Annotated in this window: 13 protein-coding genes and 1 riboswitch; of the genes, 3 read left to right on the top strand and 10 right to left on the bottom strand. The window is 71.8% G+C overall.

All coding sequences use genetic code 11. The annotated features are described in order from the left end of the window. Positions 1-128: 128 nt before the first annotated feature. Complete coding sequence (locus ACXJKA_RS09035; protein WP_456824863.1) at positions 129-653, bottom strand: ArsR/SmtB family transcription factor; 525 nt, start codon at positions 651-653, stop codon at positions 129-131. A 58-nt stretch (positions 654-711) separates the two neighbouring features. Here ACXJKA_RS09035 and ACXJKA_RS09030 point away from each other — a divergent pair, with 58 nt between their 5' ends. Continuing rightward, positions 712-1,998, top strand: a complete 1,287-nt coding sequence (locus ACXJKA_RS09030; protein WP_456824862.1) for an MFS transporter — start codon at positions 712-714, stop codon at positions 1,996-1,998. A 32-nt stretch (positions 1,999-2,030) separates the two neighbouring features. On the opposite strand, the gene ACXJKA_RS09025 is transcribed toward ACXJKA_RS09030, so the two are convergent. The 7 genes from ACXJKA_RS09025 to glyA all read right to left on the bottom strand — a co-directional run bounded on the left by ACXJKA_RS09025 (position 2,031) and on the right by glyA (position 7,917). Further along, entirely contained in the window at positions 2,031-2,315 is a 285-nt protein-coding gene (locus tag ACXJKA_RS09025; RefSeq protein ID WP_456824861.1) for an SHOCT domain-containing protein, read from the bottom strand. A gap of 112 nt (positions 2,316-2,427) precedes the next feature. After that, a complete protein-coding gene (locus ACXJKA_RS09020; protein WP_456824860.1) occupies positions 2,428-3,093 on the bottom strand; it encodes a response regulator in 666 nt (221 codons plus the stop codon). Continuing rightward, entirely contained in the window at positions 3,090-4,217 is a 1,128-nt protein-coding gene (locus tag ACXJKA_RS09015) for a sensor histidine kinase (RefSeq protein WP_456824859.1), read from the bottom strand. Before ACXJKA_RS09015 ends, ACXJKA_RS09020 begins: the two co-directional genes overlap by 4 nt. Positions 4,218-4,359: 142 nt before the next feature. Further along, complete coding sequence (locus tag ACXJKA_RS09010; RefSeq protein WP_456824858.1) at positions 4,360-5,172, bottom strand: exodeoxyribonuclease III; 813 nt, start codon at positions 5,170-5,172, stop codon at positions 4,360-4,362. Positions 5,173-5,186: 14 nt separating this feature from the next. After that, on the bottom strand, positions 5,187-5,678 hold the full coding sequence (locus ACXJKA_RS09005; RefSeq protein WP_456824857.1) for a VOC family protein: 492 nt from the start codon (positions 5,676-5,678) through the stop codon (positions 5,187-5,189). Positions 5,679-5,746: 68 nt separating this feature from the next. Beyond that, complete coding sequence (locus ACXJKA_RS09000) at positions 5,747-6,628, bottom strand: bifunctional methylenetetrahydrofolate dehydrogenase/methenyltetrahydrofolate cyclohydrolase (RefSeq protein WP_456824856.1); 882 nt, start codon at positions 6,626-6,628, stop codon at positions 5,747-5,749. Beyond that, positions 6,628-7,917, bottom strand: a complete 1,290-nt coding sequence (gene glyA / locus ACXJKA_RS08995; RefSeq protein ID WP_456824855.1) for a serine hydroxymethyltransferase — start codon at positions 7,915-7,917, stop codon at positions 6,628-6,630. Before glyA ends, ACXJKA_RS09000 begins: the two co-directional genes overlap by 1 nt. A gap of 62 nt (positions 7,918-7,979) precedes the next feature. Then, positions 7,980-8,068: riboswitch (ZMP/ZTP riboswitch) on the bottom strand. A 189-nt stretch (positions 8,069-8,257) separates the two neighbouring features. Here glyA and ACXJKA_RS08990 point away from each other — a divergent pair. Further along, the gene (locus ACXJKA_RS08990) at positions 8,258-9,265 is read left to right on the top strand and encodes a class I SAM-dependent methyltransferase (RefSeq protein ID WP_456824854.1); all 1,008 of its coding nucleotides are present in this window, start codon (positions 8,258-8,260) and stop codon (positions 9,263-9,265) included. 10 nt (positions 9,266-9,275) lie between these two features. Here ACXJKA_RS08990 and ACXJKA_RS08985 read toward each other — a convergent pair whose 3' ends face one another. Continuing rightward, complete coding sequence (locus tag ACXJKA_RS08985; RefSeq protein WP_456824853.1) at positions 9,276-9,767, bottom strand: GNAT family N-acetyltransferase; 492 nt, start codon at positions 9,765-9,767, stop codon at positions 9,276-9,278. A 48-nt stretch (positions 9,768-9,815) separates the two neighbouring features. On the opposite strand from ACXJKA_RS08985, the gene purU reads away from it, so the two are divergent. Further along, on the top strand, positions 9,816-10,679 hold the full coding sequence (gene purU / locus ACXJKA_RS08980) for a formyltetrahydrofolate deformylase (protein WP_456824852.1): 864 nt from the start codon (positions 9,816-9,818) through the stop codon (positions 10,677-10,679). A gap of 157 nt (positions 10,680-10,836) precedes the next feature. Here the strand turns inward: purU and ACXJKA_RS08975 are convergent, their stop codons facing one another. Next, positions 10,837-11,622, bottom strand: a complete 786-nt coding sequence (locus ACXJKA_RS08975; RefSeq protein WP_456824851.1) for an ATP-binding cassette domain-containing protein — start codon at positions 11,620-11,622, stop codon at positions 10,837-10,839. Positions 11,623-11,644: the final 22 nt, after the last annotated feature.

Genomic DNA, 11,644 nt, shown 5'->3' with positions numbered 1-11,644 from the left:
CCGCGACGAGCGTGTGCGACCTGAGTCGGATGTGTCGAGCGCACGCAGTCTCTAGCGTCACGAGTACAGCACCGCGCAGGGGATGACGAGCGCCGGGCGACCGCGGAGGGGCGGGAGCCTGGCGTTCGTCATGCGGTCGCGCGGCGGCTGACGTCCTCGTGCAGGGCCCAGAAGACCGAGTACGGCGTGCCGTCGGGGTCGGGCGTGCGGGCGGCGAAGTCCTGGAGCACGTCGTTCACCCTGGCCACCAGCTCCTCGAAGGCGGCCGCGTCCAGGCGCAGGCCGAGTCGCGAGGTCAGCACCGTGGCCGGGTCGACCAGCGCGACCTCCTCGAGGAATGTGTCGATGAGGACCTGGCTCATACCCGGGCCGCCCGGCGTGCGCCAGGACTTCCCGGTCGACTTGTACGGCACCTCTCGGGACCCGCGGGCACCTCGGCGGACCGGCTGGGCCGCCAGGAAGCCGCGGTCGGCCAGGGTGCGGACGTGGTGCAGCACGGTCGCGGGGTTGCGGTCCAGCCGGTCGGCGATCTGCCGGTTGGTCAGCGCCTCGTCGAGACAGAGCCGCAGGATCCTCATGCGCACGGTGCTCGCCAGGGCGCGGGCGTCGGCGTCGATCTCAGCGGTGCTGTCCACGGGTGCGCTCTCCGTCATGTGTCGATGCTCCCACGAGTGATTGACTTTTCCCAATCAGTTGTCGATGCTGGTCGCCGTGAGCATCGAGACACCCACCCGATCGCTGATCCACCACCCGGACTTCCGCCGGCTGTGGACGGGCGACGCCCTCGGCCAGCTGGGCGCCCAGCTGACCGCGCTCGCGCTCCCCATCTTCGCCGTCCAGCAGCTCGCCGCCACCGAGTGGCAGATGGGCATGCTCAACGCGGCCGAGTACGCGGCGTTCCTGGTGATCGGACTCCCGGCCGGGGCGTGGGTGGACCGGATGCGCAAGCGGCGCGTGCTCATCGTGGCGGACCTCGTGCGGGCCACGGTGCTCGCGGTCGTCGTCGCGACCGCCGTGACCGGGCACGCCTCGATCCCCCTGCTCATCGTCGCCGGCCTCATCATCAGCGTCGCCACGGTCTTCTTCGACGTCTCCCACCAGAGCTACATCCCGGGCCTGGTCGGGCTCGACCACCTGGTCGAGGGCAACTCGAAGCTACAGGCCACCGCGTCGGTCGCCCAGGTCGCCGCCCCGGCGATCGGCGGTCTCGCGCTCCGCGTGATCACCGCGCCCGCGCTCATCGCCGTCACGGTCGTCACTTACCTCGTCTCGGCCTTCGCCGTCGGCCGCATCCGGCACCAGGAGACCCCGCCGCACCCCGACACGCGCCGGCCGCTTAAGGTCGAGATCGCGGAGGGCCTGCAGTTCGTGGTGCACGAGCCGTACCTGCGCCGGATCGTCGCGTGCACGTCGCTGGGGAACTTCGCGGGCGCGATCGCCGGCGCCGTGACCGTGATCTACGTGCTGCGGACGCTCGGCCTGGGCACCGCGGCGTACGGCGCGGTCCTGTCGGCCGGGTCGATCGGCGCCCTGCTCGGCGCGCTCGTCGCGGGCCGGCTCGCCCGGTGGGTGGGCGAGGGGCGCATCATCCCGCTGTCCGCGCTGGTCATGGCGCCGGCGACCGCGCTGATGCCGCTCGCCTCCACCGTCACGGTCCCGGCGGCCGCGCTGCTCGTCGCCGGCGGCGCGCTGTTCGGCTTCGCGGTCATCGTCTACAACGTGGGGCAGGTCAGCTTCCGCCAGCGGGTGTGCCCGCCGCCGCTGCTCGGGCGGATGAACGCGTCCGTGCGGTTCATCGTGTGGGGCACGATGCCGATCGGCGGGCTGCTCGGTGGCTGGCTCGGCACCCACCTCGGCGTCCTGCCGACGCTCTGGGTGTCGGTCGTGATCATGGCCGTGTCCGCCCTGCCCGTCGTGATCTCGCCGCTGCTCCGGATGCGCGACCTGCCGGGAGCCCCGGTCGCCGACGAGCCCGCGATCGCCGCGACCGACGCCTGAGCGCCCGGGCCCCGGTCGCGGCGCGAGCGTGGTCAGCCGCGCGGGGCGTCCGCGGCGAGCAGGACCTCGAGCCGGGCGCGGTACTCGCTCTCGTCGATCTCCCCGCGGGCGTAGCGCTCGGCGAGCACGCTGCGGGCGCCGCCGGTCCCGCGGGGGCCCTCGCCCTCCCAGTAGCGGCGCCGGCGGCGGGCGCCGAACGTGAAGAACAGGGCGATGACGCCGAACCAGAACAGCGGGATCAGCAGGAACCAGGGACCGGGTCCCCAGCCCCACCCCCATCCGTAGCCGACGGGGTGGGACAGGAGCGTGGTGAGCATGAGGACCTCCGACGATGTGCGGCGGCCGACCGTCGACCGCACCACCACCGTCGCCCCCCGACCCCGTCCGGGTCGTCGTCCAGCGGGACCGTCCTGGTCGCTCCGATCGGAGTCAGCCGGCCCACCCGGGCCGCACCAGCCCCGACTCGTAGGCGAGGACCACCATCTGCGCCCGGTCCCGCGCCCCCAGCTTGGTCGCGGCCCGCAGCACGTGCGTCTTGACCGTCAGCGGGCTGAGGAACAGCCGCTCCCCGATCTCGTCGTTGGGCAGACCTTCCGCGACGAGCACGAGCACCTCGCGCTCCCGGGGTGTGAGGTCGGCGAGCGCCGACGAGGGCGGCGCCTCCCGCGTCGCCCGCGCGACCGTGGCCAGGAGCCGCCGCGTCACGGTCGGTGAGAGCAACGCGTCGCCGGCCGCCACCACCCGCACGGCCCGCAGCAGGTCCGCCGGCTCGGTGTCCTTGACCAGGAAGCCGGACGCGCCGCCGCGGATCGCCTCCGCCACGTACTCGTCGAGCTCGAACGTGGTCACGACGACCACCCGCACGCCGGACGCCCGCGGTTCGTCGACGATCTGCCGCGTCGCCGCGAGCCCGTCGGTCCCCGGCATCCGGATGTCCATGAGCACCACGTCGGGGAGCAGCTCGAGCGCGAGGCGGACGGCGTCGTCACCGGTCGCCGCCTCCCCCACCACGGTCATGTCGGGCTCGGCGTCGACGAGCGCGCGGAAGCCGCCACGGACGAGGCCCTGGTCGTCGGCGAGGAGCACGCGAATCATCGCGGGACCTCCAGCCGGACGTGGAACCCGGTCGGCTCCGAGGCGGCCGTCAGGGACCCACCCACCGCGGCGGCTCGCTCCCGCATCCCGCGCAACCCGTAGCCGTCGACCAGCGCGGCGACCGGCGGGCCGTCGTCTTGCACGTCGAGCACGATCGACTCGCCCACGACCAGCGTGACCTGCACGGATGCACCCGGCGCGTGCCGGCGGACGTTGGTGAGCGCCTCCTGCAGGACCCGATGGAGCACGCCCGCCGTCGCCTCGGGAACCGCCGCGTCGAGGCCCACGTCCTCGACGACGAGCCCGTCCGCCCGCGCCCGCTCGACGAGCGCGTCGAGCCGCCCGGCCGGGCTGCGCGGGGCCTCCCCGTCGGCACGCAGGACCCCGAGCACGTCCCGCACCTCGTCGAGTGCGTCGCGGCTCGCCTCGCGGATCTCGACGAGCGCGCGGCGCGCCGCCTCGGGCTCGCGGTCCATGAGGTGCAGCCCGACGCCGGCCTGCACGGTGATCCCCGACAGCGAGTGCGCGAGGACGTCGTGCAGCTCGCGGGCGATGCGGAGCCGCTCGGCGGCCACCGCCGACTCCTGGCGCGAGACCCGGGCGGCTCGGACCGCCTGCATGCGCTCGGTACGACCGCGGGCACCCTCACCCAGCAGCATCGCGATCACCAGCCCGGTGACCGTCAGCGTCGTGTACACCGGGCTCAGGCCGTCCGGGCGGAGTGCGAGCAGGACCACCGCGAGCGCGCCGGCGGTCCCCGCCGCGAGCGACAGGAGCCGTCGTCGCGTCGCGCCGAGGGCCACGACGACGAAGCCCAGCGGGACCAGCGCCGGGCCCGGCTCGTACCCGAGCGCGAGGTACGCGACGGGTCCGACGACGGCGAGCACTGCGCCGACGACCGCGGGAGCCCCGCGTCTGACTACGAGGACCAGCGAGGTCGGTGCCACCAGCAGGAGCAGCACGGCGAGAGCGTCGAACGCGCGGGCCGCCGGGTGCCAGGCGTTGGCACCCGCGCAGCCGATAACGGTGAAGAGCGCGAGCAGCACGGCCGGGACCGCGATCCAGCGGGCCCCCTCGCGACGACCCCACGGCGGACCCGGCCACGGGGCGTGCGCGGGCGTCATCCGACCACGGTAGCGATGGGCGCAGCCGCGGCGCGTGCTCCAGGGGGAGCGTCGCCGCCGCTCCGGACGGACTACGCCCCGCGGCGGCGCAGGAGGACGAGCAGCCCGCCGGTCAGCACGAGCGCGAGGTACGAACCGGACGTCAGAGGTCGTACACGACTACTACCGGGGCGTGGTCCGAGAAGCGCTCGGCGTACGTGGCGGCCCGGTCGACCGTCGCGCTCACGGCGGCGTCGGCAAGGTCGGGCGTCGCCAGCTGGTAGTCGATTCGCCACCCGGCGTCGTTGTCGAACGCCTTCCCGCGCCACGACCACCACGTGAACGGACCCGGTCCCTCGCCGCCGAGCTCGCGCCCGAGGTCGTGCCAGCCGAGGTCGTCGAACCACCGGTCGAGGTAGGCGCGCTCGCGCGGCAGGAAGCCCGCCGACTTCAGGTTGCCCTTCCAGTTCCTGATGTCCGCCTCGCGGTGCGCGATGTTCACGTCCCCGGCGACGACGGCGTACCCGCCCTGCTCGGCGATGTCCGCCAGCCGCCCGGTCACGTGGTCGAGGAACGCGTACTTCTCGTCCATGGACGGCGTCCCGACCGTGCCCGAGTGCAGGTACGTCGAGACGACCGTGATGCTGCGCGACGGTGCACCCTCGTGCGCCGGCAGGGCGAGGTCCGCCTCGACCCAGCGGCCGGAGTCGCCGGTCACGCCGGTCCTCAGCCCGATCCGGATCGCCGTCATCGGCAGGCGGCTCGCGATCGCGACGCCCGCGCGCCCCTTCGTCTCGCTGGCCTCGTGCGCCAGGTGCCACTCGCCCGGCGGCAGGTGGTCGGCCAGGATCTCGTCGGACGCCCGGACCTCCTGCAGGAGGATCACGTCGGGCTTGCGCGCCTCCAGCCAGGTCCCCATCCCCCGCTTGTAGGCGGCCCGGATCCCGTTGACGTTCACGCTCGCGATGGTCAGCACCGGACCATCCAACCTCACTGCACGGACGACTCCCCGCGGTAGGCCGCCTCGAGGCCCGCGACGTCCAGCTTGCCCATCGTGAGCATGGCCGCCATCGCCCGCGCGACGCCCTCGGCGTCGGGTCGCGACATGATGTCGTCGAGCTGCACGGGCACCACCTGCCACGACACGCCGAACTTGTCGACGAGCCAGCCGCACTGGCTCGGCCGGCCGCCGTCGGAGATCAGCGTGTCCCAGTAGTGGTCGACCTCCGCCTGGTCCTGACAGTCGAGGACGAACGAGAAGGCCTCGTCGAGGACGAACGCCGGGCCGGCGTTGAGGAAGGTCGCGCGCATGCCGTCGATGGACAGCTCGACGATGAACTCCGCGCCCTCGGCGACGCCGGGCGTGCCCGGCGGCGCCGTCACGACGGAGTGGATGGTCGTGTTCGGGATGACCTCGGCGTAGAACCGTGCGGCCTCGGCGGCCTGGCGGTCGAACCAGAGGTGCGGACGGACCACGCCCATGACTGATCTCCCTCCGACGACCGGGGCCGGCCGCCACCGCACCAGCCTGGCCCCGATCGTGGAAGATTTCAGCCCAGCAGGCGCTCCGCGGTGTCCACGACGTTGCTCAGCAGCATCGCGCGTGTCATCGGCCCCACGCCCCCCGGGTTGGGCGACACCCACGACGCGACCTCGCGCACGCCCGGGTCGACGTCGCCGACGACGCGGCTCTTGCCCGTCTCCGGGTCGGTCGACCGCGAGACGCCGACGTCGATGACGACCGCGCCCGGCTTGACGATGTCCGCCGTGATGATCCCCGGCACGCCGGCCGCGGCGATGATGACGTCGGCGTTGCGGGTGTGCTCCGCGAGGTCCTCGGTGCCGGTGTGGGTGAGCGTGACGGTCGCGTTGATCTCCCGCCGCGTGAGCAGCAGACCGATCGAGCGCCCGACGGTGACCCCGCGGCCGATGACGACGACGTCCGCCCCGTGCAGGTCGACGTCGTGCCGCAGCAGCAGGTCGATGATGCCTCGCGGCGTGCAGGGCAGCGGCGACGTGACCGGCTCGTTGACCCGCAGCACCAGGCGCCCGAGGTTGGTCGGGTGCAGTCCGTCGGCGTCCTTGTCGGGGTCGACCAGCTCGAGCACCCGGTTGGCGTCGATGCCCTTGGGCAGCGGCAGCTGCACGATGAAGCCGGTGCACTCCGGGTCCTCGTTCAGCCGACGGACCGCCGCCTCGATCTCGTCCTGCGTGGCCGTGGCCGGCAGGTCCTCGCGGATCGAGGCGATGCCCACCTCGGCACAGTCCTTGTGCTTGCCGGCGACGTACCAGCGCGAGCCGGGGTCGTCGCCGACGAGTAGGGTGCCGAGGCCCGGCGTCACGCCTCGCGCTGCGAGGGCGACCACCCGCTCGGTCAACTCCGCCTTGATCCGGGCCGCCGTGGCGGTCCCGTCGAGAAGCCGAGCCGTCATCAGTACTGCTGCAGGTCGGAGTACAGCGGGAACGACTCGGTGAGCTTGAGCACCCGGGCCTTGAGCGCCTCCACGTCCGTGGCGGCACCGTTGATCAGCGCGTTCGCGATGATGTCCGCGACCTCGGTGAACTCGACGTCCCCGAAACCGCGGGTGGCCAGCGCCGGCGTGCCGATGCGCAGGCCGGACGTGACGCGCGGGGGGCGCGGGTCGAAGGGCACCGCGTTGCGGTTCACGGTGATGCCGGCAGCGTGCAGGAGGTCCTCGGCCTGCTGGCCGTCGAGGTCCGAGTGCCGCAGGTCCACGAGCACCAGGTGCACGTCCGTGCCGCCCGTGAGCACCGAGACACCGGCCGCGGCGACGTCGGGCGCGGAGAGGCGCTCGGCGATGAGGCGGGCGCCGTCGAGCGTGCGCTGCTGGCGGTCCTTGAACTCCTCGGTGCCGGCCACCTTGAACGCGACGGCCTTGGCGGCGATCACGTGCATGAGCGGGCCGCCCTGCTGACCCGGGAACACGGCCGAGTCGATCTTCTTGGCGAACTCCTCGCGGCTCAGGATGAAGCCCGAGCGCGGGCCACCGATCGTCTTGTGCACGGTCGACGAGACGACGTCGGAGTGCGGGACGGGGCTCGGGTGCAGGCCCGCCGCCACCAGGCCGGCGAAGTGCGCCATGTCGACCCAGAGCTTGGCGCCCACCTCGTCGGCGATCGACCGGAACGCCGCGAAGTCGAGCTGGCGCGGGTACGCGGACCAGCCGCCGATGATCACGTCGGGACGCTGCTCGAGCGCCTTCTCGCGGACCACGTCCATGTCGACCAGGAACGTCTCGGGGTCCACGCCGTACGCGCCGACCTGGTAGAGCTTGCCGGAGAAGTTGATCTTCATGCCGTGCGTGAGGTGGCCGCCGTGGGCCAGTTCGAGGCCGAGGATCTTGTCGCCCGCGTTGATCAGGGCGTGCAGCACGGCGGCGTTGGCCGTGGCGCCCGAGTGCGGCTGCACGTTGGCGTGCTCGGCGCCGAACAGCGCCTTCGCGCGGGCGATCGCGATGTTCTCCGCGATGTCGACCTGCTCGCAGCCGCCGTAGTAGCGGCGGCCCGGGTAGCCCTCGGCGTACTTGTTGGTCAGGACGGAGCCCTGCGCCTGCAGGACGGCGCGGGGGACGAAGTTCTCGCTCGCGATCATCTCGAGCGTGCCCTGCTGGCGGGCGAGCTCACCGTCGAGGACGGCGGCGATCTCCGGGTCGAGCTGGGAGATGTTCTGGTCCATCAAGGGGATCTGGTCGGCGCTCATGGCACTCCTGTCGGCAGTCAGCGTGTACGCGCGCACCGGCACCCGCACACTCGTGTGTGGTGACCGGGGGCCCAGGCGTCCGACCCGTTGGTCTGCTGCTGCGTCGCTCCCCGGTGGTGACCCACCCGTTTCGCCAGTCGCGACGAGGTAGAGAGTAGCAAGCCCGAACCGTGACGACACCAGTTGCGGTCAGGCTGGACGGCGGTCGATCCGTCCGGCGCGAAGCATTGTTCGGGATCGCCATCCGGACCCTCACCAAGGGAGGGGCCTGACCGCTACTGTCCAGACCAGGAGCACACCGCAGGCGCTCGCCAGAGCGCTGACCCGATCCAGGAGCGCGATGCGGGACCAGGACGAACGGCGGGAGATCGTCACCCGGCTCGGCCGCCTCCGCGAGGGACGCGGCTTGGAGATCGGGCCGCTCAATCGACCCCTCGCGTTGAAGTCGCACTGCGACGTGCGCTACGTCGACGTTTTCTCCGGCGACATCATGCGTGAGCGCTTCCGCGCCGACCCCCACGTCATCGTCGACGACATACCCGACATCGACTTCCCGCTCCATGACGCCGGCGGAAAGCTGCACGCGCTGCGCGACGCCGCTGGTCGCGACGCACCCTACCGCTGGGTGCTCGCATCCCACGTCATCGAGCACGTGCCTGACCTCATCGGTTGGCTGTCAGACATTGCCGAGGTGCTCGAGGACGGCGGTGCACTCGTGCTGGTGGTGCCGGACCGTCGCTACTCGTTCGATGTCCGTCGACCCCACACCACGGTCGGCCAGATGTTGGAAGCGCACGAGAACCGGGACGTCCGCCCGACGATCCGAGCCGTGTACGACCACTTCAGCTCCGTCGTCTCGATGCACTCCATCGCCTTGTGGGCCGGGCACGTAGCTACCGACGACGACATATCGAACACACCGGACCAGGTGGCGTGCCTGATCGAGCGAATGCGGGGCGGCGAGTACATCGACTCTCACGTCTGGATCTTCACGCCGAGCACCTTCGCGGCTCAGATAGCCGAGCTCGCCCGGCTGGGTGTCATCGACTTCTACGCCGCGGAGATCTCGGCGACCGAACCCGGTGAGCTCGAGTTCTTCGCCAGGCTCGTTCGTCTGCCGCGGGACGCTTCCGCCGAGCAGCGCGCCGTCCTGTCCGAGCGGGCCGTCCACGAGGTGACGGACGTCGTCGTCGAGGTCCCGGAGGGAATCGAGGTCGTCGAGGAGGAGCCGTTGGTCGAGGAAGTGCAGCCCGACGGGATTCCAACCTACGTCTCGACGAAAGAGCTCCAGCTCATCCGCGCCAAGCGTCGGTTGTTCGAGACTGTGCAGCGTCTCCGCCGACGCTGACAGCGGCCGCTCAGTCCGACTCGCCGTCGCCCAGGATCTTGCGGAGGTAGGCGTACGTGAGGTCGCCGGCCGTCTGGTCGTGCTGGTGCTCGTACCCGTGCTTGGCATACAGCGCGAGGTTCTGCACCGAGTCGCGGCCGGTGAACACCCAGACCTCCTCGATGCCCTCCGGCAGGAACGGCAGGATCGCCATGAGCATCTGGGTGCCGAAGCCCTGACCCTGCAGGTCGGGGGCGACCGCGAAGCGGCCGAGCGTGGCCTTCGAGCCCTCGATCAGCACGCGGATCGACCCGACGAGGCGGTGGCCGTACCAGCCGCCGAGCGTGATGACGCCGTCCCTGTCGAGGTCCGCCTGGAGCTCCTCGAGCGTCTGCGTGAGCGGCGGGATGTGCGGGTCGCCGTACTGCTGGGCCTCGGTGACGAACGCAGCGCGGCGCAGCGTGAGCAGCTCGCCGGCGTCGTCGCGGGTCACGGAACGGATGTCGAGGTCGGGCTGCGTCATGCGGCCCATCGTGTCAGCCGATCCGCACGACCACTACTCTCGGACCTCGTGTCCTCCGACTCACTCGACAGCATCCACTGGGTTCTCACCCTCTCCTGCCCCGACCGCCCCGGGATCGTGCACGCGGTCGCCGGGCTGCTGGCGGAGCACGGGGGGAACATCACCGAGTCGCAGCAGTTCGGGGACCCCTTGTCCGGCCTGTTCTTCATGCGCGTGCAGGTCACCGCGTCCACGCCGCGCGACGAGCTCGAGGCGGCGTTCGCGCCGGTGGCCGAGCGCTTCGCGATGGACTGGTCGCTCGACGTCGTCGGCCGGCCGGTCCGCACGCTCGTCATGGGCTCGACCGCCGCGCACTGCCTCAACGACCTGGCGTTCCGCCAGCGGTCCGAGAACCTGCCGATCGACCTGGTCGCCGTCGTGTCCAACCACACCACCCTCGAGCCGCTCGCGCAGTTCTACGGCATCCCGTTCCACCACGTTCCCGTGACGGCTGCGACCAAGTCGCAGGCCGAGGCGCGGCTGCTCGAGCTGGTCGAGGCGCTGGACGTCGAGCTGGTGGTTCTCGCGCGCTACATGCAGATCCTGTCCGACGACCTGTGCCGGGCGCTGCAGGGCCGGGTCATCAACATCCACCACTCGTTCCTGCCCTCGTTCAAGGGCGCCCGCCCGTACGCGCAGGCCCACGACCGCGGGGTCAAGCTCATCGGCGCGACCGCGCACTACGTGACCGGCGACCTCGACGAGGGCCCGATCATCGAGCAGGACGTCGAGCGCGTGGACCACTCCCGCCACGTCGACGACCTGGTCGCGCTCGGGCAGGACGTGGAGCGACGGGCCCTGGCCCGGGCGGTGCGCTGGCACGCGGAGCACCGGGTGCTGCTGGACGGGCACCGCACGATCGTCTTCCGCTGAGCCGCCTCGCGGACATCACCATGGTGCTCGCGAGCGCGACGTCCACTGGGTGAAGAGTTCGTCGCGTCTGGCGCGACGAAGTCTTCACTCAGCACTGCGCGTGACGCGGAGAACGCCGCTACGACTCCGCAATCCGGCACGGCCGAATGCCCCGGGCTCAGTGCAGCGCGCCCATCCGGCGCAGCATCGCGCTGTTGTCCAGGCTCGTCGCCCCGGTGATCGCCGCGAGCACCGCCTCGTAGGTGGCGCTGCTGGCGTCGAACGAGCCGTTGTTGCGCCCGTGCCGCAGCACGACGATCCGGTCGGACACGGCGCGCACGTCGTTCATGTTGTGGCTGATGAGGATGACCCCGTGGCCCAGGTCGCGCAGGCGCTCGATGTACGTGAGCACCTCGGCGGTCTGCGCGACGGACAGCGCGGCGGTGGGCTCGTCGAGCACGACCAGGCGCGGGGAGCCGATGAGGGTGCGCGCGATCGCGACCGCCTGGCGCTGCCCCGCCGACAGCTCGGACAGCGGCGTCCGCACCGACGGGATGCGCAGGGTGAGGTCCCGCAGGATCCCGCGGGCCACCTGCTCCATCTTCCCGTCGTCCAGCAGCGCCCCACCGGTCAGCTCGCGGCCGAGGAAGATGTTCGACGTCACGTCGAGGTTGCCGCACAGCGCGAGGTCCTGGAACACGGTGGCGATGCCGAGCGCGTGCGCCGCGGACGGCGACGGGATGGTCACGGGCTCGCCGTCGAGCTCGATCAGCCCGGAGTCGGGTGTGAGCACGCCGGAGATCACCTTGGCCAGCGTCGACTTGCCCGCGCCGTTGTCCCCGACGAGCGCGACCACCTGGTGGGCGAACACGTCGAGGTCGACGCCGACGAGCGCCTCGACCGCACCGAACCGCAGGCTGATCTGTCGGAGGGACAGCAGCGGGACCCGTGGGTTCTCGCTCATGACCTCACCTGCTCTTCGTTGC

This window comes from Cellulomonas sp. P5_E12 (assembly GCF_054049315.1).
The sequence above is the reverse complement of the archived record's forward strand: the minus strand, read 5'-3'. Positions and strand labels throughout refer to the sequence as shown.

What these genes read in the sequence shown, in the direction of transcription:
- ACXJKA_RS08975 (WP_456824851.1), bottom strand. Translation starts at nt 11,622, where the DNA reads ATGAGCGAGAACCCACGGGTCCCGCTGCTGTCCCTCCGACAGATCAGC.
- ACXJKA_RS08990 (WP_456824854.1), top strand. Translation starts at nt 8,258, where the DNA reads ATGCGGGACCAGGACGAACGGCGGGAGATCGTCACCCGGCTCGGCCGC.
- ACXJKA_RS09035 (WP_456824863.1), bottom strand. Translation starts at nt 653, where the DNA reads ATGACGGAGAGCGCACCCGTGGACAGCACCGCTGAGATCGACGCCGAC.
- ACXJKA_RS09000 (WP_456824856.1), bottom strand. Translation starts at nt 6,628, where the DNA reads ATGACGGCTCGGCTTCTCGACGGGACCGCCACGGCGGCCCGGATCAAG.
- ACXJKA_RS09015 (WP_456824859.1), bottom strand. Translation starts at nt 4,217, where the DNA reads ATGACGCCCGCGCACGCCCCGTGGCCGGGTCCGCCGTGGGGTCGTCGC.
- ACXJKA_RS09020 (WP_456824860.1), bottom strand. Translation starts at nt 3,093, where the DNA reads ATGATTCGCGTGCTCCTCGCCGACGACCAGGGCCTCGTCCGTGGCGGC.
- glyA (WP_456824855.1), bottom strand. Translation starts at nt 7,917, where the DNA reads ATGAGCGCCGACCAGATCCCCTTGATGGACCAGAACATCTCCCAGCTC.
- ACXJKA_RS09025 (WP_456824861.1), bottom strand. Translation starts at nt 2,315, where the DNA reads ATGCTCACCACGCTCCTGTCCCACCCCGTCGGCTACGGATGGGGGTGG.
- ACXJKA_RS08985 (WP_456824853.1), bottom strand. Translation starts at nt 9,767, where the DNA reads ATGACGCAGCCCGACCTCGACATCCGTTCCGTGACCCGCGACGACGCC.
- ACXJKA_RS09005 (WP_456824857.1), bottom strand. Translation starts at nt 5,678, where the DNA reads ATGGGCGTGGTCCGTCCGCACCTCTGGTTCGACCGCCAGGCCGCCGAG.